We start from the raw sequence: 26,025 nt of genomic DNA, 5'->3' as shown, positions 1-26,025 counted from the left end.
ACGCCCCGCCCGCGCTGCTCACGAAACCGGGGCGGGATCGTCGTGGGGGATGCGTATTCTGGGGTGATGCAGCACTCCGAACTCGACATCGCACGCCTCGGCATCTCTCGCCTCGGTCCGTCCGGTTCCGGGGTACCCGCGCGCGCTCTGGCCGGCGCGGCGGGGCTCGCCGCCGCCGGACTGCTCTACTCGACGGTGATCGAGCGCAACGCCTTTGCGTTGCGACACACGACGCTGTCCGTTCTCGAACCGGGCGCCTCGCCGTTACGTGTCCTGCACATCAGCGACCTGCACATGATGCCCAACCAACGCCTCAAGCAGGCGTGGATCGCCGAGCTCGAGGCGCTCGAACCCGACCTCGTCGTCAACACCGGGGACAACCTCGCGCACCCGCAGGCCGTGCCGTCGGTCATCCAGTCGCTCGGTGGGTTGTTGTCGCGGCCCGGCCTGTTCGTCTTCGGGTCCAACGACTATTTCGGCCCCAAGCCGAAGAATCCGTTCAAGTACTTCAAGAAGGACCATCAGCGCACGCACGGCGAGCCCCTGCCGTGGCAGGATCTGCGTGCGGCGTTCACCGAGCGTGGATGGCTCGACGCGACGCACACGGTCCGCGAGCTGGAGGTCAGCGGCGTGCGGGTCGTCGCGGCCGGCGTCGACGATCCCCACATCGAGCGAGACCGCTACGAGACGATCGCGGGCCGCCCGAACCCGCTGGCACACTTGCGGCTCGGACTCACCCACTCCCCCGAACCGCGGGTCCTCGACCGGTTCGCCGCGGACGGCTACGACCTCGTGATGGCCGGACACACGCACGGCGGCCAGCTCTGCCTGCCGTTCTTCGGCGCGTTGGTGACGAACTGCCAGTTGGATCGCTCCCGGGTCAAGGGTCCGTCGAGCTGGGGGTCGTCGATGAAGCTCCACGTGAGTGCGGGTCTGGGCACGTCCCCGTACGCCCCGGCACGCTTCTGCTGCCGCCCCGAGGCCAGCCTGCTCACCCTCACACCTGTGTCGCACGGTGATGCCGACTACGACGCCGACCAGTCGCTCCCGCAGCTGGCCCGGGAGACCATGTGAGCGTTGACCTTCATCCCCGTGTGAAGGTCCTGGCATTCGACACCTTCGGGACGGTCACCGACTGGTTCACCGGGATCTCCGGTGCCGTCGACGCGGTCGCGCCGGGGGTCGACGCCGCGGCGTTCGCCAAGGAGTGGCGACGCCGGTACTCGCCGATCCTGGCTCGCGTCGAATCCGGCGAACTGCCGTGGCGCCGCCTCGACGACCTGCAGACCGAGACGCTGCACGACGTCGCCTCGCTGTTTGCGCTGACACTCGACGACGAGCAGACCCGCACCCTCGTCCGAGCCTGGCGGACGATTCCCGCCTGGCCGGACGCGGTCGAGGGTCTGCAACTCCTCAGGCGCGATCACATCGTCTGCGCACTGAGCAACGGCACCGTCGCGCTGCTCACCGACATGGCCCGGCACAACGCGTTCCCCTGGGACGTGATCGGCGGGTCCGACCTCTGGCGGCACTACAAACCTGCGCGCGAGACCTACTGCGGGCTGGCGGATCTGCTCGAGGTCGAGCCCGCCGAGGTGATGATGGTGGCCACCCACCAGAGCGATCTCGACGCCGCGCGCTCCTTCGGCCTGCGGACGGCCTTCGTCGAGCGGCCGGACGAGTGGGGCGGGGACGAGAAGGATGATTCCGGCTCGCCGGACAACGACTTCCACGCGACGGATCTCCTCGACCTCGCGCAGCAGCTGAGCCCGTCGGTGACCGGCCCGTCCCGATGACCCTCGACGACCTGCTGCGCTGGGAGGATTCGGGGGCGTCGTGGCGGGTGGTCCATCACGGACCGGATGGAATCACCCTGGGTCTGCTGCGCTGCGACGGTGGCGAGGAGGTGGACCGCGTCGTCACCGACGATCCGATCATCCTGGCCCACATCGGGGGCCGGTCGTCGTCGGACGAGGACCCGGAGTGACCCCGCAGAGACGAGGAGACCCCGACCGGATTTCTCCAGGTCGGGTCTCTTCTGCAATCTCAACCTTGCGTCGGGGTGGCGGGATTCGAACCCACGACCTCTTCGTCCCGAACGAAGCGCGCTACCAAGCTGCGCCACACCCCGTGTGTAGCCTGCGATAGCTTATACCCCGCCCCCGCCGACTACTAAATCGCCTGGTCAAAGATGTGCCCGGTGTGGCTGAAACCCGTGCGAAGTAGCGTCGCACATCCCATCCTTGATGTGGTCCATCCGTACCACTGCCGCCGCGCCGTCGGTCGGGACCAGGGAGTCGGCGTACAACCACTGAAAGGACACGCCAAACAATGAGCGCTTCCCCCGATCAGCAGGCCAACTCGTCGGCCAAACAGGGTTTCGCCTTCGGTATCGCGATCGTGGCCGCCGCGCTGCTCTTCGTGGCCGGCTTGGTCTCGATCTTCCAGGGCATCTCGGCCATCGCGAACGACGATTTGTTCGTCGCCGGGCAGAACTACATCTTCGAGTTCGACCTCACCACCTGGGGCTGGATCCACCTGATCCTCGGCATCGTCGGAGTCCTCGTCGCCGGCGGTCTCGCGGTGGGCGCCGACTGGGCGCGGATCTCTGCGATCATCATCGCCTCGCTGTCGATCATCGCCCAGTTCCTGTGGCTGCCCTACTACCCGGCCTGGGCCATCCTGATCATCGTGCTGGACCTGATCGTCATCTGGGCTGTCTCCACCTGGAACCCCAACAACGAATACAACCTGTGACCGACCGCTCTGACGCAGTGACGACAGTTCGCTGAGACGAGGGCTGCGGGGAACCAATCCACGACGCGTATCCGGTCCGAATCGTCTGGTGACGCTGCTCCACCTGGGCGGCGCGACGACGAACCGCCCGAAAGGAACACCATGCGCATCACCCGGTCCCTCGCAGCCCTTGTCGCCGGCGTCCTCCTCAGCGTCGGCTTCGCCGCCGGGACGGGTCCGGCGCAAGCCGCACCGCTGGCCCCCGTGGCGAAGGTCGAGGTGGATCGCTACCTCGGCAAGTGGTGGCAGCTCGCCACCGTGCCGTCTTTCTTCGGGGTCACCTGCGCCCGGGACACCAGCGCGACCTACACCTACATCGACGCCAAGACGATCGGCGTCGACAACCGGTGCACCGGCCCCACCGGCATGCGTGGTGGCGTCGTCGGCCGTGCGACAGTCGTCGACCCGCAGACCAATGCCCAACTGAGCGTCCGGTTCCCACAGACACCGGGCAGCATCAACCCGGGCGGCGCACCGAACTACATCGTCGCCTACCTCGAAGACGGGCCGGATCCCGCCGGGCCGTACCGGTACGCGATCGTCGGGGACCCCTCGCGCGGATCGGGATTCCTGCTGTCGCGCGACAAGGTGGTCCCCAACTCGGAGTTGCGTCGCCTGACCAAGGAGATCGAGAAGGTCGGGTACAACCCGTGCACGTTCCTCGTCTCGCCGACCACCGGTGGTCGCAGCGACTATTCACCGCTCTGCACGGTGTGACGGTCAACGCCAGACGGTGACGACGACTCCGGCGCAGACTTGAAAAGGTCTGCGCCGGAGGTGTTTCAGCCGGCTTCGGCGTCCGGTCCCGACGCCGGCGCCATCCGGCGGAACTCGTCGGGGGTGCAGCCGAACTTCGACCGGAAGCGGTTGCGCATCGTCGCTGTCGAGGCGAATCCCGACGCGTGGGCGATGGCCTCGAGTTTCAGGTTGCCCGGACCCAAGAGCAGCCCCTCCGCCCACTCCAGACGTCGATCGGCGATCATCTCGGCGAGCGACGTGGTGCCACCGGCGAGCACCCGGTACAGGTGCCGGCGGCTCACGTGCAGGTGCCGGGCGACGACCTCCACACTGAAGTCGGGATCACGAAAATTCTGTTCGATGAGGTCGGCGACCGCGGCACGCAGGTACCGCTCACTCGTCCGGACGTCCGACCGTACTACACTCGAAACCGATTCCGGCACAACACGTATCGACTGAACGTCACGACCATTAAGGACTGCGGTCACCTGGGTTCCTTCCACGCGAGAGAATGCTCCCACCCGATACACGAGTTTATCGACGGTCACACCTGCGGTCTTGGGCCTTTGGTCCCACTTTCAAGGATCCCGGTCCCGCGATTGTGCTGCGCGACGCGAACTTCCGTGAACGGCCGCGACGGCGGAGTCGGTCAGTCGTCCAACTTCCCTGCCGGCCCGGACACTCGTCGTACTGTGAGAGTCGTGACCACCCAGGACGCCGGAGGCGAGCGACGAGCCGAGTTGCGAACAGCAGCGCTCAGGGTGGCCGACGAGGTCCTGTTCCCGGCGGCCGGCGAGGTGGACCGCACAAGAGCGGTCCCCGAATCCCACTGGCGAGCGCTGGCCGACGCCGGCCTGTACGGCATCGCGGCGCCGGTCGAGGCCGGCGGGCCGGGACTCGAATTCGGTGAGGTCACCGAGATCCTCGAAGTGCTCACCAGTGGTTGCCTCGCCACCGCTTTCACCTGGATCCAGCACCACGGCGTCGTCCTGTCCCTCGCCCGGAGCACCAACGACGAGCTACGTGGCGAACTCCTCGACGCGACCGTGAGCGGACGTCTACGCGCGGGCGTCGCCTACGCCGGAGTCGTCCCCACGCCACCACGGATGGTCGCGACGCGCACCGACGACGGTTGGCTCCTGAACGGGCATGCGCCGTTCGTCAGCGGCTGGGGTGTCGTCGACCTGCTCCAGATCTCGGCGCGCGACGCCGCGACCGATGACGTCATCTCCGCGATCCTGCGCATGCCCGACCTGGTCGGCGGCAGGTCGTCCGCAGCGGTCCGGGCAACGCCCGTGGATCTGTCCGCCGCCGCCGCGACGACCACGGTGTCCCTACGGGTCGACGGTCTGATGGTCCCGTTCGATCGCGAGGTCACGCGCGTGGGCCTCGCGGAATTCTTCGCGACCCAGAACGTCGGCGTCCGATTGAACGGCACCCTGCCCTTTGGTCTGGTGCGGCGCTGTGCGGCACTGCTCGATGTCGGCGGCCACCACCGGGAGGGGCGGGCGCTGCGCGAGCGCGCCGACGTCGTCCGAACCGCGCTCGACGCCGGGATGGCTGATGCCACCGCACTGCTGGCGGCCCGGGCCGACGCCGCGGCTCTGGCGCTCGACGCCGCGGCCGCGTTGGTGTCCGCGGACGGCGGCCGCGGCGTCGTGCGCGGGAGCGATTCCGAACGGTTGTTCCGCGAAGCCGCGTTCGTCCTGGTGGCCGCGAGCCGCCCGGAACTCAAAACAGCTCTGCTACACCGCTTCAGCGGTACCTGAAGTCGCGCAGGAAGAGCGCCTCGGCCAGGGCGATCCGCTCGATCTCGGACGGGTCGACGCTCTCGTTGGGTGCGTGGATCAGGCACCGCGGTTCCTCGACGCCGAACAGCATGATCTCGGCGTCGGGGTACAGCGATTGGAGAACGTTGCACAACGGGATCGATCCACCCTGCCCCTGGATCAGCACCTCGCTGTCGTAGGCGGTCGACAGGGCGCCGGTGAGCGTGTCGTACGCCGGACCGCTGGTGGATCCGACGAAGGGCGCGCCCACCGCCTCGCGCTCGAAGGACACCCGTGAGTTCCAGGGCGCGACGCGACGGAGGTGCTCGACGAGCGCGTCCTGCGCAACCATCGGGTCCATCCCCGGTGGCACGCGGAGGTTGATGCGCGCCCGCGCCCGCGGCTGCACCGCCGCCGACGATCCGACCACCGGCGGGCAGTCGATGCCGAGCACCGTCGCGGCCGGGCGCGCCCACACCATGTCGGACACCGATCCCGATCCGACCAGGTCGACCCCGTCGAGAACCGTTGCATCGCTGCGGAATCGGTCGGGCGGGTAGGACACACCCGGCCACCGGGCGTCGGCATCGAGTCCGGCGACGGTGGTGTTGCCGTGCTCGTCACGCAGGGTCGCGAGCATCGAGATGAGCGCCGCGAGTGCATCCGGGGCGGCCCCGCCGAACATTCCGGAGTGCATCGCCGACCCCAGCGTCTCCACGGACACGACGACGTTCGCGATGCCGCGCAGCGTCGTCGTCAGACTCGGTTTCCCGACCGCGAAGTTGCCGGAGTCCGCGATCAGGATCGCATCGGCGGCAAGCAAGTCCGAATTGCGGACCGCGAAGTCCTCGAGGCCTCCCGTCCCCTGCTCCTCGGACCCCTCGCCGATGATCTTCACCGTCACCCCGGCCCGGCCGGCGAGTGCGCGCAACGCGGTGAGGTGCACGGCGATGTTGCCCTTGCAGTCGGCAGCTCCGCGGCCGTACCACCGCCCGCCCCGCTCGGTCAGTTCCCAGACGGGAGAGTCCCATTCGTCGTCACCGAGCGGCGGTTGCACGTCGTGGTGGAAGTAGAGCAGGACGGTCGGAGCACCCTCCGGGCCGGGAATGGACCCGGTGATCGCCTTGCTGCCGTCGCTGGTGACATGTGCGGCGGCGTCGTCGACGCCGACGGCACCGAAGGCCGCCAGCAGCCAGTCGACCATCCCGTCACACTCCTCGACGGGGAACTGCTGTGGGGCGTGCACCGACCGGAACCGGACCATTTCCGCGAGATCCGATCTCGCCTGCGGCATCAGCGCGGCGACCTGCTCCCGCAACGACGTCTCATCCTCGCGCGCAGTCGGTTCCACCGGCAACCTTCCCTGCCGGACTCAACTCTTACCCTCGGCCGCCAGGTCGTACACCTCGAGCTCGCCTCGACCGATGGCCTCCATCATCCGGGTGTGGTCGGAGTCGTTGAGATCCGCGTACGCGAGCGAGAACTCGGCGATGGCGTCACTGAAACCCTTGGTGGTCCCGAGGTACTCGGCGATCCGGAACCGGCTCGCGGTCCGGGCATGTGCCTGACCGAGAACCAGCCCGCACAGCTGTGCGTACAACTTCATCCCCTCCGCGCCCAGGGCCTCGACGACGACCGAGCCCTTTCCGTCGCGGAGCTGCCGCACGTAGAAGTCGCGTCGCTCACCGTTCTCGTCAATCCCGGTCGACCAGCCGAGGAAGAGGTCGCTCGTCGCCTGGAGCAGGCGTTGTCCCTCGACCACCCGCTGCCCTTGGTTGTCGAAGCCCGATGCCGGCACATGGTCGGCGAGCACCGACCGCTGCGCTTCTTTGACCTGCAAGAACAACGGATCACCCAGCTCCTTGCCGGTGAGCAGGATGATCCACGCCCGCGTGCCGACGCTGCCGACGCCGACCACCTTGAACGCGATGTCGACGATCGCGAACTGGTCGAGGAGCGCCTGCACGTGCAAGGGCACGGTGTCGCGGTAGGCGCTGACCCGCTCGCGGACCCGTTCGGCCACGATCTCGGCGGTCTCGGCCGGGAACCGCTCGTGCAGGGGTACCAGCAGCGGCGGGTCGCTGCGGATGTGCGCGGAGCCGTCGGCGCCGATCACACAGAGCTTCGCGAGAGCCTGCGCACTGTCGCGGTGCCGCGCCTTCTTCAGCGCCTTCTGCGTCCGCTCGCTCATCGAGGTGTCCAGCTTGGGTCCGAACTCCGCCAGGAAATGGTCGACGTCGATCCCGGCGTACCAGTTCTCCAGAGTCGTCTTCGACGCACTGCGCACGACCGCCCGCCGGTACGCCTTGGCAACGGTCTTGGCGACCTTGCGGTTGGTCGCGTCGTCGAATCCGTTGTTACGCCCCGCGATCGCGAAGCTCGCGGCGAGACGCTTGACGTCCCACTCGAACGGTCCGATGTGCGTCTCGTCGAAGTCGTTCAGGTCGAACACCATTCGACGCTCCGGGCTGAAGAAGAGGCCCAGATTGCTCAGGTGCGCGTCGCCGCACAGCTGGGTGATGATCCCGGTGTCCGGCGTTCTCGACAGGTCGTCGGACATCACCGCGGCCGCACCACGATAGAAGGTGAACGGCGTCGCCGACATCCGCGCGTGCCGGACCGGGACGAGATCGGCGACCCGGGTCTGCGCCTGCGCTTCCAGGATGCGCAGCGGGTCGGCCCGCTCCGTCGGCGTCGGGCACGCGGCGAGTTCGACAGCGGTGGGCGGAGTGGACAGAAGTGTCGACACGGAGTGCTCCTTCACGTCGATGCGGCCCCGCCACAGGCAGAGGTCCGTGTGTCCGGGCCCGGTCGGAACCCGCGGGTGAACGCCGCCGAAAACGAAGTCCTCCGAGGGAGAATTCTTCCAGCCCGTCGGCGGTTCCGCCGATGGATCGGTGATCAATCTGCGCCACGTTCCCTCGGTCGTCCGGGTCGCGTCCACCGGGATCTGCCGACCGCCGCCCAGGGCGTGTGACCCGCTTCACGACTGCAACAGGTTCTAGTTGTAGCGTGAACGTCGTGGATTACTGGGGTGTGATGGTCGGGTTGGGGCTCGTGGCGACGGCGCTCGGCGTCATCGGGTTCGTGCGGTACCGCGAACGGGAATCGACGAGTCTGCAGCGTCAGACCCAGCTGGCGCGCGAACTGCGTGACCTCGCCGGCGGCGACGAGGTCCGGCTGGCCGCGGTCGACGAGTTCTCGCTGACCATCTACCAACGGCTGTTCTACGTCTCGGTGGTGGCCCCGTGGATACGGAGTGCCGCGTGGGCTCTGCTCGGCGCGGCGCTGGCCGGTGCGGGAGCGCTCGCGACCGGACCGCTCGACGGGGTGTTCGCGACCGTCGCACACATCGCGGCGATCCTCGTGTCCGCGGTGTTCGCGGTGGCCGCCCTCGTGTACGTCGGCATCGCGCTCTACCACTCGGCGACCACGCCTCGGGTCTCCTTCAGCGACTCCTATGCCGACGATGACGCCGATCCCGCCGTCGACGCCGTCGATCCCGGCACCTCCGATCCCGGCATCCCCGGATCTGCTCGGTCCGTCGACTGATCAGGCCCCCGGACACAACGAACCCCCGTCGCGAGTCGACGGGGGTTCGTTGCTGTGAGAGGGTCAGGCGTACTCGCTCACGCGATCTGCGCCTGCCACATCCAGTGCAGCTGCTCGAGTTTCGACGCGAACGAGATCAGCAGGTCCTGAGTGACCGGATCGGCCTCCTCGGTGACCCCGATTCGCTCGCGGAGACCCGCGACCACTGCCTTGAGATTGTCGACGATCGACTCGACGACGTCGCTGTCCTTGGTCCAGCCCTCACCGAACCCCTTGGTGTGGGCGGTCTTTGCGACGGTCTCGGCACGGCCGTCCGGGCTCACGCCGATCGCGGTGGCCCGCTCGGCGGCCGCGTCGGTGAACTCCCTGGACACCGTGACCAGTTCATCGAGGTCGAGATGCACCGACCGGAACTGCTTGCCGACGACGTTCCAGTGCGCCTGCTTCGCGATGAGCGTCAGGTCGATGAGGTCGACGAGGGTGTCCTGCAACGCCTTTCCGGCGACGGACTGCTGCTCGTCGGTGAGCGTGCTGGTGATCGGGTTGGTCATGATCAAGAACTCCCTTCTTGTCCTATGGATTACCTCTGCTCCCTGAGGTGCGAGGAGCGATAGCGACGAGCCACGAAGGGCGCCGACACCGACACCCCGCACGGCTCAACGATCAGACGCGTACGGTGACCGACGAGTCGATGTTGCCCTTGGTCGCCTTCGAGTACGGACAGAATGTGTAGGCGAGGTCGGCGAGTTCCTTGGCCTTGGCCTCGTCGAGGCCGGGCAGCGAGACCTCGATGGCGACGGTGAGACCGAACCCGTTGTCCGCCGGGTCTTTTCCGATCCCAACGGCCACGTCCACGGTCGCCCCGTCGGGCACCGGGGTATCGGCCTGCTTGGCGGTGGCGCGCAGCGCGCTCAGGAAGCAGGCGGCGTAGCCCGCCGAGAACAATTCCTCGGGATTGGTCCCCTCACCGCTGCCACCCAGCTCCTTCGGCGGCCGCAGGTCCAGATCGATCTGGCCGCTCGCCGAAACGACTTCGCCGTCGCGTCCGCCGCCGGACGCCTTCGACGAGATGGTGTACACCGGTTCGATTGCCATTCGAAATCCTCCTGGATGCTCAGTGCGGGTTCGGGCCAACGGTCGGTTCAACCCACCCCGCTCGCGGAACATTCCGACGACACCGGCGACGGCGACGTGATGGTCACGACACCGGCGTCGGAGTCCGGTTCACCGTCCGCGCATCATCCGCGTGGGCTTCATCCGGGTCGACTCCGGCAGCCACTGGTTGACCGGTCGCCGGAGGGTGCAGAGGGCGGCGACCACCAGGAGACCGAACTGGAGGTAGCTCAGGACGACCATGACGGACGACACGTCCGGGTATCGGAACAGCAGGTCGACTCCGACGGGGATGCACAGCAGATGCACGACGACGGCGGCCAGGAAGAAGTTGCGGAGATGCCGGCTGTGTTGCGACGCGGCGGTCACCAGGCACGCGTACTCGATGGCCAGCACGACGACGATCATCACCAGCATGAACGGCGGGAAGAAGCCGGCGAGGGTCTCGACCTCACTCTCGGGTGCGGAGTTCGCCGGGTCCGAGACCACGCCTTCGAGCAGTCGGTTGCGCAGATCGTCGGTGATGGTGCCGAGGTTGAAGAAGCCGTAGATCGTCAGCACGAGACCGATCACGGCCGCGCCCCACCACACGATGCGTGCGTGCACCGCCAGCGCCTCCGGCGGCGGTCCCGGATCGCCCGGCCGCGTCGGATAGAGCGCGGACTGGTCCCGATCGCGCGAGGACCGCTCGATGGCCGCCAGATCCTCGGCGTCGAGCTCGGCCTGGCTCGGGACGCGATCGGGGTCATCCGCGGCAGAATCGCCGGACGCGCCCCCGGCCGGGTCCTTCGGATCCGTCATGCCCCGATCCTGCCACTCACCCCGGCGGGCCTCCAGCGTCGAGGAGGTTCGGCCGCGAGCGGCTCACTTCCGGAACTCGGCGAGGACGAACTCCATCCCGGGGACGAACGTGCCGAGCATGGGGACGACATGGTTCACGATCGACTTCGTCAAGATGGGCGGGGTGGGGTCGGCCACGAAGGTGACGTCGGCGCCCTTGGCGCGCCAGTCCGCCGCGAGCTGCGCGACCTGGCCATACGGGATCACGTCGTCGTGCAGTCCGCCTTCGACGAAGACGGGCGCGTTCGGCTTCAGGCGACCGATCCGCTGCTGGCGGACAACCTCTTGCAGTCCGGGGGATCGTGCGATGAGGGACGACAGCGTCTCGCCGGTTCGGGTCCAGGTCTCGACCCGGCGGAAACCGAAGGCCGGGATGATGTCCCCGATGCAGCTGGTCGAGATCTGCTTCAGCGCGGCCTTGCCGGTGGGGTTGGTCTCTCGTCGCACCACGTCGGCGACGTTCGGGTACCGCTCGGTCAGCCCGTTGATGGCGAAGCCGATCGCCCCCGCGATGGTGGTGCCGTCGATCGCGGGGATGACCTTCTCGAGGTCGGCCGGGGGCGCGCCGGCGTAGGTCGCGCGCACGTCCAGTTCCGGTGCGTAGGTCTCGGCGAGTTCGGCGGCCGACGCGGCTGCGCCACCGCCCTGCGAGTAACCGGCGAAACCTACGGGAGCGTCCTTCGAGGCGCCCGAGATCGCGAGTGCGGCCCGGGCGCCGTCGAGCATCGCCTGCCCGGACTCGGCCCGGTTGACGTAGGTGTGGACACTGGGCGTGCCCATCCCGATGTAATCGGTGATGAACACCCGCACGCCGTTGACCAGCATGTAGTACATCTCCGGGGCGGTGTAGTTCACCGAGATGCCCGGCTTCATCAGATCCACCGCGAACGGAATGGTCATCAGCTTCGATGGCGCACACTGGTCGCCCTGACCGATGGTCCCGGAGCCGACGACGACGGTCGGTCGCGGTCCCTTGCCGCGCCATGGCGCGGTGGGTTCGATGACGGTTCCGGTGACCGCGGCGGGTTTTCCGTCCTGGTAACGCGAGGTGTACATGACCTTGCGGGCGGTCCCCGGCCACTGACCCGCCATGCCGGGGATCTGGAGCAGCAGCGGACTCGGCTGACTGCGGATCACCGATCCCGGCTCGGACGCGAACCGGGCCGGCGGGGTGTAGAAATCCGCCGCCGCTGCAGTACCGACCGCTGCGGGGGCCAGCGACGCGACGCACGCTGCCACCAGCGCGGCGATCCCGAGCATCCGTCTCGATGTCCTGCGATGGGTCATGGTTCTCCCCGACGTCCAGTTCATGGCTGTGTAACCTACCGCACAGTAACTTGAGTCAGGTGACTGGTGTCGCTTCCGAGTGTGTGACGCCTCGCAGAGGGCCACAGGGGTGTCGCCGATCGACGGCCTAGCGGCCCGGCGTCACCTTGAGCATGCGACCGAGCGTTGCCTGCCACAGCGATCCGTCGGCCGTGATCGTCCCGGTCAGCTCGAGTGGTTCGTCGAACGGCGCCGTCCCGACCGGCACCGTCGCGACCCGCCTGCCGGTCGCGAAGTCGGTTGCCACATAGTCGACTTCGCCGAACTGCTGTGGGAGGTTCGGCCGGATCGGGCCATACCCGATCGCGTGGATCAGACCGTCCGCGCGGGACAACTTGGGGAGTGTCGCGATCCGGTCGCCGTTCTCCCACACGCGACGACAGCCGCCTTCCCCGACATCGATGCGGGTGGCGCCGCCGACGAACGGTGCATCGGCCGGGTCCGACGGCCCCTGCACCGCCACCGGCGGGTACTGGTAGCCGTAGGTGCTCGGGATGACCAGCGAGTTGCCCCAGGCCATCGGCGAGTTCTCGGTGCCCGGCCCGGACGTCGAAAAGGCCCGCATGCGGCAGACCTCGGAGCCGTCATCGCTGCGCAGCACTCGGAGATCCGGCGGTTCCGCGTTGTCGACGATTGCGACCCAGCCATCGCCACCGGGACCGAAGTACGTCGGCGTCGTCCCCGAGCCCCAGGTGAGCTGTCCGGGTTTGCGTGCCGACCCCCGGTCATAGGCGCGACGCCAGACGACCTCCGGTGCCGCACCCGGATCGGCACGCATCTCGTAGAGCGCGTGCGTCGTCAGGATCGACGCCCCCGTCCGCCGGATCGACAGGCCGTTGCCGAGTTCCTCTCCCGCGGGCAGCCGGGTGGACCGCACAGCGCCGTGCCGGTCGACTGTCCCGACCACCCCGCGCGTCGTCGCGAACCACACGCGGCCGTCGAAGTCGGGCGCCAGGCCGGTGATCGCGTCACCCGCCGGTATCGCGTGGTCGACGTCGACCCGATCGTCGACGAACACCCGCCAGCCGCTGGCCGTCTTCGCATGCGCGACACGGAGAATCGACCCGGACCCGTCGGCGACGACCACCCGGTCGCGATCGTCGAGATAGCCGTACACGCCGCCGAGCAGTCCGCCCTTCGTCAGCTGCGTCGACGCCAGTGGTTGCGCGGTCCGGGGATCGAAGAGGACGACCGACGGCACCGCGAATGCCGGTGGCGACGATCCGACGAATTGCGTACACAACGCGACGGGCATCCCGTCGCGTCCCACGAACGTTGCCGCGCAGGCGCCGCCCGGGATCGAGGAGCCGGCCAGTCGAGCCCCGCGGCCGGGGCCTCGATGCGCCGTGGAGTCCGTGGAGGCGAGGTCGCCGTGCATGAGCGAGGTGTCGCTCGGTCCGAGTCCGGTGCTCGGCGAATCGGGTTGTGCCGCTGCGGGGTACGCGAGCGTCGCCGCCAACGTCAGAACCCCGGTGACCACCGCCGCCCGGACCCGCATCTTCCGTGTCATGAGTGGTCAAGCTACCGCACAGAGGGCCGGCTCAGATGACCAGACCGAGTGCGAGTACCACGATCAATCCGGTCACCGAGAGGACCGTCTCCATCATCGACCAGGTCTTGAAGGTCTGGCCGACGGTCATCCCGAAGTACTCTTTGACCAGCCAGAAACCGGCGTCGTTGACGTGGGACAGGAACACCGACCCGGCACCGATCGCCAGGACGACCAGCGAGAGTTCTCCCGAACCCATCCCGTCGACCAGACCCAGGATCAGCGACGACGCGGTGATCGTGGCAACGGTCGCCGATCCGGTCGCCAGGCGGATCAGCGCCGCGAGCGTCCAGGCCAGCAGGAGCACCGAGACGTTCGCGCCGGTCGCCCAGTCGGCGAGCAGGGTGCCGATCCCGGTGTCGACGAGGACCTCCTTGAATCCGCCACCCGCGGAGACGATCAGCAGGATGCCCGCGATCGCGGGGAGTGCCGCGCCCGTGCACTTCGAGATGGTCTCGCGATCCATGCCGGAACCGCGGCCGAGGGTGAACATCGCGACGATCACCGCGATGAGCAGCGCGATGAGGGGCGTGCCGAGGATGTCGAGGACCTTGCGCACGGGCTGGTCCTCGTCGGCGATGAAGATCTCGGCGAGTGCCTTGCCGAGCATCAGCAAGACGGGCAGCAGAACGCTGAACATGGTGATCCCGAAGGACGGTCGCTTGGTGGTCGGGCCGTCGGACGGATCGACGTCGAAGGTCGTCGGGGCCTCGACCGTCACCCATCGCCCGGCGAGCACGCCGAAGAGCGGCCCGGACACGATGATGGTCGGGATGGCAACCAGCACACCGATTCCGAGTGTCATGCCGAGATCCGCGCCGAGGGCGTCGATCGCCACGAGCGGGCCGGGATGCGGCGGGACGAACCCGTGCATCGCCGACAACCCGGCCAGTGCGGGAATGCCGATCGGTATCAGGCCGAGACCCGAGCGTCGGGCCACCAGGTAGATCACCGGCATCAAGAGAACGAGACCGATCTCGAAGAACATCGGCAGACCGATGATGGCGCCGACGAGCGCCATCGCCCACGGCAGCATCCGCGGTGAGGCGTGACCAACGATCGTGTCCACGATCTCGTCGGCACCACCGGAGTCGGCCAGCAGCTTGGCGAACATGGCGCCGAGTGCGATCAGGATGCCGACTCCCGCTGCGGTGGTGCCGAATCCGGCGGTGAACGACTCGAGGACCGTCGGGATCGACTCACCCGCGACGATGCCGACGGTCGCGCCGCCGCCCACCAACGCGAGGAAGGGATGGACCTTGGCGATCGTGATCGCCACGACGATGACGGCGATACCCGCCAGCGCCGCGACGATGAGTTGCCAGCCGGGCGCGACCGGCTGCGGCAGATCTGTGCTCGCGGCGAGAATCGTGGTGGTCGGCGACATCAGTTCTCCTCGGCGTCGAGATCGGAACTGTTCGAGAGGGCCTCGACCAGTTCGTCGATGATGGCGTCCACGCTCTGGTCCACGTCGACGGTCAGGCCGCGTTCGTCGGGGGTCAGCTGTTCAAGGGTCTCGAACTGCGAGGCGAGCAGGGTCGGTGGCATGAAATGCCCCGGGCGTGATGCCTGCCGTCGCGAGATGACCTCGACCGACCCGGCCAGATGCGCGAACAGCGTCGTCGGTGCGTGATCACGAAGAAGGTCGCGGTAATGCCGTTTGAGCGCGGAGCAGCTCATGACACCGCCGTCGGCGTGTTCGGCGAGCCAGACGCCGATCGACTCGAGCCAGGGTCGGCGGTCGTCGTCGTCGAGCGGTTCTCCCGCCGACATCTTGGCGATGTTCTCGGCGGGGTGGAAGTCGTCGGCGTCGGCGAACGGCACCCGCAGGCGCTGTGCCAACGCCGCCCCGACGGTCGACTTCCCGGACCCCGACACCCCCATGACGACGATCGGCGATCGCATGTTCACTCCTCACCACGCTGTGCTGCTGATCACGTAGGCTGCCTCAATAGTCATACTTTTGCAAGCCCTCGCGACCATTAAGTACGCACATTTGTCCGTACCTCGATGAATGAGAAGATGAAACGGTGAGTCAGGGCACACGGAGCACAGGCGAGCGGCACGACGAGATCCTCGCGGCCATCGGCCGACGCATCGTCTCGGGAGCGCAGCCGGCCGGCAGCGTGCTGACCCTCGACGCCATCAGCGCCGACCACGGGGTGTCGCGGACGGTATCCCGCGAGGTGATCCGGGTTCTCGAGTCGATGGGCCTCGTCGAATCCCGGCGCCGCGTCGGCATCACGATCCAGCCGCGGACCCGATGGAGCGTGTTCGACGCCCGGCTGATCCGCTGGCGCCTCGACGGCGCCGACCGCGCCGAGTTCCTCGCCACCCTCTCGGAGCTACGACGCGGCTTCGAGCCGGTGGCGGCGGCCCTCGCCGCCGAGCGCGCGAACGAGCACCAGTGCCGCATCCTGGCGGCAGCCGTGTCGGACATGTCGGTACACGGGCGCAACGGCGACCTCGAGTCGTACCTGCTGGCCGACAAGGTCTTTCATCGAACGCTCTTGGAGGCCAGCGGCAACGAGATGTTCCGGTCGCTCACCGGGGTGGTGAACGAGGTCCTCGCCGGCCGCACCCACCACGGAATGATGCCCGCGACACCGAATCCGGTGGCCATCGCACTGCACGACGACGTCGCCAGAGCAATACGCCTCCACGACCCGGAGGTCGCGGAGGCGTCGATGCGCGCGATCATCACCGAAGCGGCGGCTGCTGTATCGCCCCCGCCACCTGAGGTGCTCTAGACGAGCAGCTCGGCGATCTGAATCGTGTTGAGGGCAGCGCCCTTCCGGAGGTTGTCCCCTGAGACGAACAGCGCGAGACCGCGGCCGTCCGGAACACCCGGGTCCTGCCGGATCCGGCCGACCAGCGAGGCATCCTTGCCGGCGGCGGCCAGTGGCGTCGGCACGTCCGCGAGCTCCACACCCGCTGCGCCACCGAGGATCTCCTGTGCACGTGCCGCCGACAGCGGGTTCGCGAACTCCGCGTTGATCGACAGCGAGTGGCCGGTGAACACCGGCACGCGTACGCAGGTTCCGCTCACGAGGAGTTCGGGCAGCCCGAGGATCTTGCGCGACTCGTTGCGCAGCTTCTGGTCCTCGTCGGTCTCACCCGAACCGTCGTCGACGAGCGAACCCGCGAGCGCCACGACGTTGAACGCGATGGGCGCGACGTATTTGTTCGGGGCGGGGAAGTCCACGGCGGAACCGTCGTGCACGAGCTTCTCCGCGTCGCCGGCAACCGCACGCACCTGGGTGGCCAATTCGTCGACACCGGCCAGACCGCTACCCGAGACCGCCTGGTAGCTCGAGATGATCAGTCGCTGCAGGCCCGCCTCATCGTGGAGCGGCTTGAGGACCGGCATGGCGGCCATCGTGGTGCAGTTCGGGTTGGCGATGATGCCCTTGGGCGGGTTCTTCGCCAGCTCACCGTTGACCTCCGAGACCACCAGCGGCACATCGGGATCCTTGCGCCACGCCGACGAGTTGTCGATGACGGTCACGCCGGCCTCGGCGAACCGCGGCGCCTGTTCGCGCGACATGGTGGCACCCGCCGAGAACAGCGCGATGTCGAGTCCGGACGGGTCGGCGGTGGCCGTGTCCTCGACGACGATCTCGCCGTCGCCCCACGGCAGCTTCTTGCCCGCCGAGCGCGAGGACGCGAAGAAGCGCACCTCGTCGGCCGGGAAGTTGCGCTCCGCCAACAGGGTTCGCATGACGGCGCCGACCTGACCGGTCGCGCCCACGACTCCGATACGTACGCCCACTGCTATCGCCCCGTTCCGGCGTAGACGACGGCTTCTTCTTCGCCGCCGAGATCGAAGGCGGCGTGCAGAGCGCGCACCGCGTCGTCGAGTTCGGTGTCCCGGCACAGCACCGAGATCCGGATCTCCGAGGTGGAGATCAGCTCGATGTTCACGCCGGCCTCGCTGAGGGCCTCACAGAAGGTGGCCGTGACACCGGGGTGCGACTTCATGCCCGCGCCCACGAGCGACACCTTGCCGATGTGATCGTCGTAGAGCAGATCGGTGAACCCGATCTCGGTCTGCAGCTTGGTGAGCTTCTCGACGCCGAGCGGCCCGAGCTCGCGCGGCAGGGTGAAGGTGATGTCGGTCTTGCCGGTGTCGACCTTCGAGACGTTCTGCAACACCATGTCGATGTTGATCTCGGCGTCGGCCACGGCGCGGAACACCCGCGCGGCGTAACCGGGCTTGTCATCGAGGCCGACGACGGTGATCTTGGCCTCGCTGCGGTCATGTGCGACGCCGGTGAGAATGGCTTCTTCCACGGGGATGTCCTCCATCGATCCGGTCACAATGGTGCCGGGTTTGGTCGAGTACGACGAGCGCACGTGAACGGGAACGTTGTATCGGCGCGCGTATTCGACGCACCGCAGCATCAGCACCTTGGCGCCACAGGCAGCCAGCTCGAGCATCTCCTCGAAGCAGACGGTGTCGAGACGGCGGGCGTCGGGCACGATCCGCGGATCGGCCGAGTAGACGCCGTCGACGTCGGTGTAGATCTCGCAGACGTCGGCCTCGAGCGCGGCCGCCAGCGCGACCGCGGTGGTGTCGGAGCCGCCGCGTCCCAGTGTGGTCACGTCCTTGGTGTCCTGCGAGACGCCCTGGAAACCGGCGACCAGCACGATCTTGCCCTCGTCGAGTGCGCTGCGAACGCGCCCGGGCGTGACGTCGATGATCTTGGCCTTGCCGTGGCTGCTCGTCGTGATGACACCGGCCTGCGAGCCGGTGAACGACTGCGCCTGCGCGCCCATCGAGCTGATCGCCATCGCGACGAGCGAGTTCGAGATCCGCTCACCCGAGGTCAGCAGCATGTCCATCTCACGGGCCGGCGGCGCCGGGTTGACCTGCTGGGCGAGGTCGAGCAGCTCATCGGTGGTGTCGCCCATCGCGGACACGACCACGACGACGTCGTTGCCCTGCTTCTTGGTCTCGACGATCCGCTCGGCGACGCGACGGATGCGTTCGGCCGTTGCGACCGAGGATCCGCCGTACTTCTGCACCACGAGGGCCACGTCGAGTTACCTCCCGCCGGCCAGTGTGCCGGTCGATAGACGTCAACTTGCCGGGACAACCTTACCGGGACCGCCGCGACCGCTCTGACCTGGTCTCCGCCCCACCCGACGGGACCGGACCGAGGTGATCCGCCCTAGGATCGCTCGCGTGGCCTCCCCAACCGACGTCGGTGACACCGGAACCGGTCCCGTCGGTACGAACGGGTACGGTCGTCGACTGGCGTCGATGACCCGCGGTTATTTCGGTCCGCTCGGTTCGTCTCCCGCCGCGGTCCGCAGCCATCGCTGGTGGCTCGACGCGCTGCTCGTTTTTCTCGTCATCCGCGCCATCGGCATCCTCGTCCTGGCGCGGTTCGCCGATCTCCGCGGCACCACGCTGGGCGACTCCCTGGCGGTCTGGGACGGGCAGTGGATGATCGCGATCGCGACCCACGGCTACGACGGCGTGCCCTACACGCTCACCGACGCCCGGGGTCTGCACACCGTCGACACCGCGTACGCCTTCTTTCCCGGTTACCCGTACCTGGTGGGCTTGATCGCGAAGCTGCCGGGCCTGAGTCCCTTCGGTGCGGCGATCACGGTGAACCTGATCCTGGGATGCGTGGCGGCGATCGGTGCAGCACGTCTCGGAATGGTGTGCGCCCGACTCATGGCACGACGGTCCCCGATCGGCCCGGCACCCGAACGCGGAACCGGACTGTTCCTGGTGGTGCTCTTCGCGGCGACGCCGATGTCGATCGTGCTGAACATGGCCTACACCGAGGCGCTGTTCTGCGCGCTCGCGGTGTGGGCGCTGGTGGGGGTCCTCGAGAAGCGCTGGCTCCTCGCCGGCGTCGTCGCGGGGCTCTGCGGGCTGTGCCGGCCGACGGCGGCGGTCCTGATCGGGGTCGTGATGCTCGCCGCCCTCGTGTTCCTGTGGCAGGCGCGCGGCACCGACGTCCCGAGAGCGGCACGCGTTCGCGCGGTCGTCGCCATCGTCATCAGCCCGCTCGGTTACCTCGCCTATCTCTGCGTGGTGTGGGCGCACACCGGGTCGCCGACCGGGTGGTTCCGCATCCAGACCGAGGGCTGGGACACCCAGTTCGACTGGGGCGTGGCCGCTTTCGAGTTCATCAACGAAATGCTCGTCCATTCGGCCGAGATCGCCCCCGTGGCCACGTCGTGGATCGTGCTGAGCACGCTGGTGATGCTGGGCGTCGCCGTCTGGTCACGGGTGCCGTGGCCGGTCCTGCTCTACGGTTCGCTGCTGGTCGCGCAGATCGTGCTGTCGAGCGGACTGATGATGAGCCGGCCCCGGTTGCTGCTGCCCGCCTTCGTCCTGCTGATCCCGCTGGCGATGGCGCTGGCGCGGATGCGGCCGGTGGTCGCGGGACTGATCGTCGTGCCGATCGTGGTCGGCAGCTCGTGGTTCGGCGCGCACATGCTGACCGTGTTCCCCCACGCCATGTGACAACCGCTTGCCCTGCTCCCCGAGGAGCGCGACCCCTCTACCCCCAAGCGCGACGAGCGGACCCCCTCTGCCCCCAAGCGCGACGAGCGGACCCTCTGCTCCCTGAGGTGCGAGGAGCGATAGCGACGAGCCTCGAAGGGCCTGGTGAGATGCCGTGCGAGACCCTTCGAGGCACGCTACGCTCGCACCTCAGGGAGCAGGAGACGACCCGCTACGCTCGCACCTCAGGGAGCAGAAAAACCCTCTTCGCTCGCCTCTCAGGGAGCCGAAGGTTGTCACACCGCCGACGCCGCGAATCCCAGGCAGAGGTAATCGATTCCGGCGTCGAGGCGCGCCCGGGGATCGAGCAGCCGGCCGGCATCGCGACGGCCGGCGAGGCGGGCGAGATGCGACGGGACTTCGACCTCTGACTCCCCCGAGATCACCTCGGCCAGTCCCGCGGACGGCAGCAGGGCGTCGTCGTGAAGCAACTGATCGCTCACCGCGACAAGGGCGACGCCGTGGACGAAGCTCCAGACCGACAGCGCCATGTCGGTGGCGCGTTCGATGCCGACGCCGAGCTCGAGGAATCCGGCCGCCAGCCAGTCGAGGCACGCCAGCGAATCCTCGCCGTAACTGTGCCGGGGCGATGAGTAGGCCAGGACCACCCACGGATGCCGGGTGTAGAGGTCCCAGTCGACGTCGACGGCGATCCCGACCCGTGCCCGCCACTCGGGCGCGGTGTCGACGGGGTACGGGAACCGCCGTCCGACCTCGGTCGACATCGCCTGCAGCAGCGCGTCCTTGTCCTCGACGTGGCGATACAGCGACATGGCCCCGACCCCGAGCTTCTCGGCGACCCGCCGCATCGACAGCGAGCCGATCCCGGCATCGTCGGCCACGGCGATGGCGGCATCGACGATCGTCGCCGTCGACAGTTTCGAGGTGTCGGCCGTCACGTTCTCGTTCCTCCTGCTCAGGGCGGGAATAATCCGATTGCGTACAGCGTACTCATCCCCGTACGCTGACCCGCGTACACCGTACGCGCAGGTAGCTGCCGTCTGCCGCGAAGGAGGAATGATGTCCGCCCAGCTCGACCCGTCGAACCGGCTCCGCCCGACCACCTCGGGTACCGCCGACCGGCGAACGTGGCTGGGACTGGCCGTGCTGACCCTGCCGGTGTTCCTGGTCTCGATGGACGTCTCGGTGCTGTACCTCGCCATCCCGTCGATCACCGATGCCCTCGCGCCGTCCGCAGCCCAGCAGCTGTGGATTCTCGACATCTACGGCTTCCTCATCGCCGGGCTGCTCATCACGATGGGCAATGTCGGGGACCGCGTCGGCCGTCGACGCATCCTCCTCGCCGGCGCCGCCCTGTTCGGCATCGCGTCGGTCATCGCTGCTTTCGCACCCTCGCCCGAGATCCTGATCGCGGCGCGCGCCCTCATGGGCATCGGCGGTGCCACCCTGCTGCCCTCGAGCCTGTCGCTCATCGCCAACATGTTCCCCGACGCCCGCGAGCGCGGGCGCGCGATCGGTGTGTGGACCGCGGCGTTCGCCGGCGGCAGTGCGGTCGGCCCGGTCATCGGAGGCGTTCTGCTGCACCACTTCTGGTGGGGCGTGGTCTTCCTCATCAACGTCCCGGTGCTCGCCGCACTGTTCGTCTTCGGGCCGCGCCTGATCCCCGAGTACCGGGCCGCGACGAACGACCCGTTCGACGTCGTCGGCGTCGTGCTCTCGATGGCCGGAATCCTCCCGCTCGTCTATGCCGTCAAGACGGTCGCGAGCGAAGGCGCCACGACCGGCGTGGTCGTCGCCGGAGTGGTGGGTGCCGCGCTGCTCGTCACATTCCTGCTGCACCAGCGCCGGGTCACGTCACCGCTCCTGGACCTCAAGCTGTTCGGCAATGCGCAGTTCAGCGGAGCGGTCGCCGTTGCGCTGATGGGCATGATGGCCCTCGGCGGCATGTCGTACCTGACCGGCGTCTACCTCCAGTCGGTCATGGGCCACGATGTCCTGGCCGCGGCCATCGCCGGCCTCCCGATGGCCGTCGCGGTGGCGGTGTTCTCCATCGGCGCGACCCGGGTCGCCGCGTTCCTGGGCACCCGGCTGGCCTTCGTCGGTTCTGTCGGCCTGGCCGCCGCAGGCAATCTCGGCATGCTGACCCTCGGCACCTCGACCCCGGTCTGGGTGTACGTGCTGTGCACGACGATCGCGGGCGTCGGCTACGGCATCCAGTTCAGCCTGGTGTCGGTCGTGGTCGTCGGCTCGGTGCCGCCGGAGCGGTCGGGCGCCGCGTCGGGCATCTCGGAGACGAGCTTCGAGCTCGGGACCGCGATGGGCCTGGCCCTTCTCGGATCGCTGGCCACCCTCGTGTTCCGAGACGGCGACCGGGGTTGGTCGTTCGGCGACACCCTGGGCGAGACCCTGCACCGGGCGACCGACATGGGTTCGGCCGGAGAGGGGTTGGCCACCGCCGCGAAGCAGGCCTTCGTCGACGGCATGCACGCGGCGTCGCTGGCGAGCGGTCTCGCGCTCCTTGCACTCGGCACGGTCCTGCTGTTCGTGATGCGCGACGAGCCCACCGATCCGCAGGCCGAGGTCGCCGCGGTGCAACTTCCCGACGGTGCTGATTCGGTCCCGCTCGCTTCGCTCCCGGCGACCGGTCCCGTGGGCGTCGCACGCACCGACTCCTGACAGCGAGCCCGGCGATCGCCGCGCCACTACCCTCGGGCGGATGCACGAACTCATCTCGGGCCGCCGCAGCGCCCGCGGCTACGATCCGTCCTCGACCATCTCGCTCGACGACGTCACCACGATCGTCGACGCCGGGCGCTGGGCTCCCACCTGGGGCCGGGTGCAGCCGGTGCGCTTCATCGCGGGACTGCGCGGCGACCCGACGTTCGACGCCCTCGCCGGCGTCCTGACCCGGGGGAACTCGGGGTGGGCGCCGCGCTCGGCAGCCCTGATCCTGGTCTGTACCACCGATGACCCCGACGACGCGAAGGCCCACACGTACGGGGCCGTCGACTGTGGACTGGCGGTGGCGCAGATGATCCTGCAGTCCGAGGCCCTCGGCTTCAATGCCCATCCGATGGCCGGTTTCGACGCCGAGGCAGCCCGGGACATCTTCGGGATCCCCGCCGACAAACGACCGCTGGTGCTGCTCGGAGTCGGCGCGCTCGCCGACCCGGCGTCCCTTCCCGAGGAGATCCGCGCCCGCGACGAGAAACCCCGCACCCGGCTCCCGCTGTCCGAGGTCGCGTTCGCGGGCCGCTGGGGACGTCCCGCGTTCCCGGACTCCGCAGGCGCCTGACCGGCGAATGTGACGAACGAGGCATATGAGACAGAAGTGACGTGTGGTACTTGTTCTCCATGACTGTCACACCTCAACCTCGAGGACTCCTCCGCCGACTGGGAGCGCACCTCGCGCCCGTCGCCGCCGTCACCGCACTGACAGCCGCGGCAGCACTGTCCGTGCCGGCGGCCGCCCACGCCGACGAGCCGTTCAGCCTCGAATTCGATGGCGCCGCCGGCACTCTCCCGTCGGCGCTGCAGCACGAGACCGGCGCCGGCGGCTGGGGCAACAACGAGGTGCAGAACTACACCGCCGATCGGCTGAACTCGCGACTCGACGGCAACGGCAACCTGCTCATCGAGGCGCGCCGCGCGGCGACCGGCGGCTGGACGTCGGCCCGGCTCACCACCAAGGACAGCTTCGAGTTCACCTACGGGACGATCTCCGCGCGCATCTCCCTGCCGCAGGGTCGCGGGTTGCACCCGGCGTTCTGGCTGCTGGGGAGCGACATCGACTCCGTCGGGTACCCGGCGGCCGGCGAGGTCGACATCGCCGAGACGATCAACACCTCCGACTGGGTCCACGTGGGCGTGCACGGCCCGACGGCGCTGGGCACCGCGATGGGATCACTCGATCTCTCGCTCGCCGATCTCCTCCCCGGACTGCCGCTGCCGGGACCGCTCGCCGGCCGCTGGGAGCGGGGCCACGACCTCACCGGCATCGATCCGGGCGACTTCCACGTCTACGCGGTGACCAAGTCGTCGTCGCAGATCCGTTTCACCATCGACGGGAACGCGGTCTACACGATCAACCGCTCCTCGCTCACCGGCGACGAACGGTGGGTCTTCGACAAGCCGATGTACGCGCTGCTCAACGTCGCGGTCGGCGGCATCTGGCCCGGGCCCCCGTCGTCGACGACTCCGAGCCCGGCAACCATGACGGTCGACTGGTTGCGCTACACGCCGTCCACCCCCGCGCCCTGAGCTGAGGAGCGCCCGGAGCTTGCGGAAGCCGTGGCCCCCTCCGCTCCCTGAGCCTGGATCCGTGGATGGGTGCGGGGTGTCGATGACAAGAAAATGCCCTCTGAGCTGGAATGATTGGTGGTGTTGAGACAACAAAACAAACCAGTCAAAAGGCATTTTCAGTGAAAGTATAGCACACGTTCTCCGCCGAGTCCGCGGTCTTCGACGACGACAACCTGGTGTCGCACGCCGGGCTGGTACCGGTCATGAGAGTGGCCGAGTCGACCGGGTTGGCCGCATCGCTGGGCGACCGGGTCGATCTCGGTACCACCCAGGTCGCCTCCGCCGGGGCCAACCTCGAGGCGAAACTGTTGACCGTGATCGCCGGATTGTGTTGCGGCGCTGACAGTATCGACGACCTCGGAAGGGTCCGCAGTGGTGGGCACCCCCGCCTGTTGTACCGCGTGTACGCCCCAGCCACGATCGGGCAAACGCTGCGCGAGTTCACCCCCGGACACGCCCGAGCACTCAACGCGGTGATGACCCACACATTGCCGGCGATGTGCGCCACGGCGGGTCTGCTGCCCACCGACGGGTCCCAGGTATTTGTCGACATTGACTCACTACTACGCCCGGTCTACGGCTACCAGAAAGAAGGCGGCTCCTACGGGCACGCCAAAATCGCCGGGCGTGAACTCCTGCGCAAAGGGTTGTCCCCGCAGGTCACCACTCTGTCCGCAGCCGGGCATGCCCCGGTGATCGSCAACGCCTGGCTACGCGCCGGGCGCACCGCTTCCGGGAACGGGGCAGCGAGAATGATCGCTGAAACCCTGACCACCGCACGCCGGTGTGGGGCGAGCGGGGAGATCACCGTGCGCGGCGACGCCGCCTATGGCACCGCTGCGGTGATGCGTACCTGTCAACGCCTCGGAGCGACGTTCTCGCTGGTCCTGCGCACCAACACCGCGATCACCCGCGCCATCACCGCGATCGGAGACGACGCCTGGACSCCGGTGCACTATCCCGGGGCGGTCACCGACCCCGACACCGGCGAACTGATCTCTGATGCCGAAGTCGCCGARACCWCCTACACCGTGCAACCGGACTCCGCCCAGCCGGYCACCGCGCGACTGATCGTGCGGCGGGTCACAGCCCACCACCCCGCCGGCACCGACACGTTGATGCCTGCGTGGCGGTACCACTCGTTTTTCACCAACACCACCGACGACACCGTCACCGCCGACCTCACTCACCGCCGCCACGCCATCATCGAAACCGTGTTCGCCGACCTCATCGACGGACCGCTGGCGCATCTGCCCTCCGGACGGTTCGGTGCTAACGCCGCCTGGCTGGCGCTGACCGCGATCAGCCACAACCTGATGCGCACCCTCGCCGCACTCACCAACACCCCCACACTGCGTGCCGCGCGGGGCGCTACGCTGCGCCGCACCCTCATCGCGATACCCGCCCGACTAGCGCGACCAGCACGAACACCGGTGCTGCACCTACCCCGACACTGGCCCACCCAACACGCCTTCACCGCGCTGTGGGCCGCGGCCAACACCACCTGACCTGACGTCGCCACCCGCCCACCCACGACCAAGGAACCCCAG

Annotated in this window: 25 protein-coding genes, 1 tRNA gene and 1 pseudogene; 13 read left to right on the top strand and 14 right to left on the bottom strand. The window is 68.3% G+C overall.

Annotation, left to right across the window (positions count from 1 at the left end; translation table 11 throughout):
• Window positions 1-66 precede the first annotated feature (66 nt).
• The 3 genes from A9310_RS11175 to A9310_RS11165 are packed head-to-tail and all read left to right on the top strand — an operon-like array spanning window position 67 to window position 1,987.
• The gene (locus A9310_RS11175) at window positions 67-1,074 is read left to right on the top strand and encodes a metallophosphoesterase (protein WP_058251079.1); all 1,008 of its coding nucleotides are present in this window, start codon (window positions 67-69) and stop codon (window positions 1,072-1,074) included.
• Complete coding sequence (locus A9310_RS11170; protein WP_065630671.1) at window positions 1,071-1,796, top strand: haloacid dehalogenase type II; 726 nt, start codon at window positions 1,071-1,073, stop codon at window positions 1,794-1,796. The genes A9310_RS11175 and A9310_RS11170 overlap by 4 nt, the downstream gene beginning before the upstream one ends.
• Window positions 1,793-1,987, top strand: a complete 195-nt coding sequence (locus A9310_RS11165; RefSeq protein WP_065630670.1) for a hypothetical protein — start codon at window positions 1,793-1,795, stop codon at window positions 1,985-1,987. The genes A9310_RS11170 and A9310_RS11165 overlap by 4 nt, the downstream gene beginning before the upstream one ends.
• A 70-nt stretch (window positions 1,988-2,057) precedes the next feature.
• Here A9310_RS11165 and A9310_RS11160 read toward each other — a convergent pair.
• Window positions 2,058-2,131: transfer RNA gene (locus A9310_RS11160), tRNA-Pro, on the bottom strand.
• A gap of 200 nt (window positions 2,132-2,331) precedes the next feature.
• On the opposite strand from A9310_RS11160, the gene A9310_RS11155 reads away from it, so the two are divergent.
• Both A9310_RS11155 and A9310_RS11150 read left to right on the top strand, forming a co-directional pair.
• Entirely contained in the window at window positions 2,332-2,757 is a 426-nt protein-coding gene (locus A9310_RS11155; protein WP_058251076.1) for a hypothetical protein, read from the top strand.
• Between the two features lie 141 nt (window positions 2,758-2,898).
• Window positions 2,899-3,513: a lipocalin family protein gene (locus A9310_RS11150; RefSeq protein ID WP_065630669.1), complete on the top strand. Its 615-nt coding sequence runs from the start codon at window positions 2,899-2,901 to the stop codon at window positions 3,511-3,513.
• A 65-nt stretch (window positions 3,514-3,578) separates the two neighbouring features.
• Here the strand turns inward: A9310_RS11150 and A9310_RS11145 are convergent, their stop codons facing one another.
• A complete protein-coding gene (locus tag A9310_RS11145) occupies window positions 3,579-4,022 on the bottom strand; it encodes a helix-turn-helix transcriptional regulator (protein WP_065630695.1) in 444 nt (147 codons plus the stop codon).
• 213 nt (window positions 4,023-4,235) lie between these two features.
• Between A9310_RS11145 and A9310_RS11140 the strand changes: the two genes are divergently transcribed.
• Window positions 4,236-5,303, top strand: coding sequence for an acyl-CoA dehydrogenase family protein (locus A9310_RS11140; RefSeq protein ID WP_065630668.1), 1,068 nt, complete (start codon window positions 4,236-4,238; stop codon window positions 5,301-5,303).
• Here A9310_RS11140 and A9310_RS11135 read toward each other — a convergent pair.
• Together A9310_RS11135 and A9310_RS11130 are read right to left on the bottom strand one after the other, a co-directional pair.
• Window positions 5,290-6,654: a dipeptidase gene (locus A9310_RS11135; RefSeq protein WP_065630667.1), complete on the bottom strand. Its 1,365-nt coding sequence runs from the start codon at window positions 6,652-6,654 to the stop codon at window positions 5,290-5,292. The two genes, A9310_RS11140 and A9310_RS11135, sit on opposite strands and share 14 nt — an antisense overlap.
• Before the next feature lie 21 nt (window positions 6,655-6,675).
• Window positions 6,676-8,052, bottom strand: a complete 1,377-nt coding sequence (locus A9310_RS11130; RefSeq protein WP_065630694.1) for a DUF2252 domain-containing protein — start codon at window positions 8,050-8,052, stop codon at window positions 6,676-6,678.
• A gap of 263 nt (window positions 8,053-8,315) precedes the next feature.
• Here A9310_RS11130 and A9310_RS11125 point away from each other — a divergent pair, with 263 nt between their 5' ends.
• A complete protein-coding gene (locus A9310_RS11125; protein ID WP_254661235.1) occupies window positions 8,316-8,855 on the top strand; it encodes a hypothetical protein in 540 nt (179 codons plus the stop codon).
• Between the two features lie 77 nt (window positions 8,856-8,932).
• Here the strand turns inward: A9310_RS11125 and A9310_RS11120 are convergent, their stop codons facing one another.
• The 7 genes from A9310_RS11120 to A9310_RS11090 all read right to left on the bottom strand — a co-directional run bounded on the left by A9310_RS11120 (window position 8,933) and on the right by A9310_RS11090 (window position 15,588).
• Window positions 8,933-9,406 carry a Dps family protein gene (locus A9310_RS11120; protein ID WP_065630666.1) on the bottom strand — a complete coding sequence of 158 codons (474 nt, stop codon included), beginning with the start codon at window positions 9,404-9,406 and terminating at the stop codon, window positions 8,933-8,935.
• A 112-nt stretch (window positions 9,407-9,518) separates the two neighbouring features.
• Window positions 9,519-9,950, bottom strand: a complete 432-nt coding sequence (locus A9310_RS11115) for an organic hydroperoxide resistance protein (protein WP_065630665.1) — start codon at window positions 9,948-9,950, stop codon at window positions 9,519-9,521.
• A 129-nt stretch (window positions 9,951-10,079) separates the two neighbouring features.
• Window positions 10,080-10,769, bottom strand: coding sequence for a hypothetical protein (locus A9310_RS11110; RefSeq protein WP_065630664.1), 690 nt, complete (start codon window positions 10,767-10,769; stop codon window positions 10,080-10,082).
• Window positions 10,770-10,832: 63 nt separating this feature from the next.
• Window positions 10,833-12,095, bottom strand: coding sequence for a lipase family protein (locus A9310_RS11105; protein ID WP_065630663.1), 1,263 nt, complete (start codon window positions 12,093-12,095; stop codon window positions 10,833-10,835).
• Between the two features lie 127 nt (window positions 12,096-12,222).
• Entirely contained in the window at window positions 12,223-13,644 is a 1,422-nt protein-coding gene (locus A9310_RS11100; protein WP_254661234.1) for a hypothetical protein, read from the bottom strand.
• A 31-nt stretch (window positions 13,645-13,675) separates the two neighbouring features.
• A complete protein-coding gene (locus A9310_RS11095) occupies window positions 13,676-15,070 on the bottom strand; it encodes a GntP family permease (protein ID WP_065630662.1) in 1,395 nt (464 codons plus the stop codon).
• Entirely contained in the window at window positions 15,070-15,588 is a 519-nt protein-coding gene (locus tag A9310_RS11090; protein ID WP_065630691.1) for a gluconokinase, read from the bottom strand. The genes A9310_RS11095 and A9310_RS11090 overlap by 1 nt, the downstream gene beginning before the upstream one ends.
• A 125-nt stretch (window positions 15,589-15,713) precedes the next feature.
• On the opposite strand from A9310_RS11090, the gene A9310_RS11085 reads away from it, so the two are divergent.
• Window positions 15,714-16,433, top strand: a complete 720-nt coding sequence (locus tag A9310_RS11085; protein ID WP_065630661.1) for a FadR/GntR family transcriptional regulator — start codon at window positions 15,714-15,716, stop codon at window positions 16,431-16,433.
• Here the strand turns inward: A9310_RS11085 and A9310_RS11080 are convergent.
• Window positions 16,430-17,455, bottom strand: coding sequence for an aspartate-semialdehyde dehydrogenase (locus tag A9310_RS11080; protein ID WP_065630660.1), 1,026 nt, complete (start codon window positions 17,453-17,455; stop codon window positions 16,430-16,432). The two genes, A9310_RS11085 and A9310_RS11080, sit on opposite strands and share 4 nt — an antisense overlap.
• A 2-nt stretch (window positions 17,456-17,457) precedes the next feature.
• Window positions 17,458-18,723, bottom strand: coding sequence for an aspartate kinase (locus A9310_RS11075; RefSeq protein WP_065630659.1), 1,266 nt, complete (start codon window positions 18,721-18,723; stop codon window positions 17,458-17,460).
• Between the two features lie 226 nt (window positions 18,724-18,949).
• On the opposite strand from A9310_RS11075, the gene A9310_RS11070 reads away from it, so the two are divergent.
• Window positions 18,950-20,173: a mannosyltransferase family protein gene (locus A9310_RS11070; RefSeq protein ID WP_254661237.1), complete on the top strand. Its 1,224-nt coding sequence runs from the start codon at window positions 18,950-18,952 to the stop codon at window positions 20,171-20,173.
• Window positions 20,174-20,448: 275 nt separating this feature from the next.
• Here A9310_RS11070 and A9310_RS11065 read toward each other — a convergent pair whose 3' ends face one another.
• Complete coding sequence (locus A9310_RS11065; protein ID WP_065630657.1) at window positions 20,449-21,111, bottom strand: TetR/AcrR family transcriptional regulator; 663 nt, start codon at window positions 21,109-21,111, stop codon at window positions 20,449-20,451.
• Window positions 21,112-21,232: 121 nt separating this feature from the next.
• Here A9310_RS11065 and A9310_RS11060 point away from each other — a divergent pair, with 121 nt between their 5' ends.
• The 4 genes and pseudogenes from A9310_RS11060 (at window position 21,233) to A9310_RS11045 (ending at window position 25,983) form a co-directional block, all read left to right on the top strand.
• Window positions 21,233-22,849, top strand: a complete 1,617-nt coding sequence (locus A9310_RS11060; protein WP_065630690.1) for an MFS transporter — start codon at window positions 21,233-21,235, stop codon at window positions 22,847-22,849.
• 40 nt (window positions 22,850-22,889) lie between these two features.
• On the top strand, window positions 22,890-23,468 hold the full coding sequence (locus A9310_RS11055; protein WP_065630656.1) for a nitroreductase family protein: 579 nt from the start codon (window positions 22,890-22,892) through the stop codon (window positions 23,466-23,468).
• Window positions 23,469-23,527: 59 nt separating this feature from the next.
• Window positions 23,528-24,433: a glycoside hydrolase family 16 protein gene (locus tag A9310_RS11050; RefSeq protein WP_065630689.1), complete on the top strand. Its 906-nt coding sequence runs from the start codon at window positions 23,528-23,530 to the stop codon at window positions 24,431-24,433.
• A 161-nt stretch (window positions 24,434-24,594) separates the two neighbouring features.
• A pseudogene (locus A9310_RS11045) lies at window positions 24,595-25,983 on the top strand (IS1380 family transposase).
• The last annotated feature ends 42 nt before the right edge of the window (window positions 25,984-26,025 follow it).

It is taken from the genome of Gordonia sp. UCD-TK1, assembly GCF_001691435.1.
GTDB classification, from domain to species: Bacteria; Actinomycetota; Actinomycetes; order Mycobacteriales; family Mycobacteriaceae; genus Gordonia; species Gordonia hongkongensis.
This window is presented reverse-complemented; position numbering and strand designations above follow the sequence as displayed.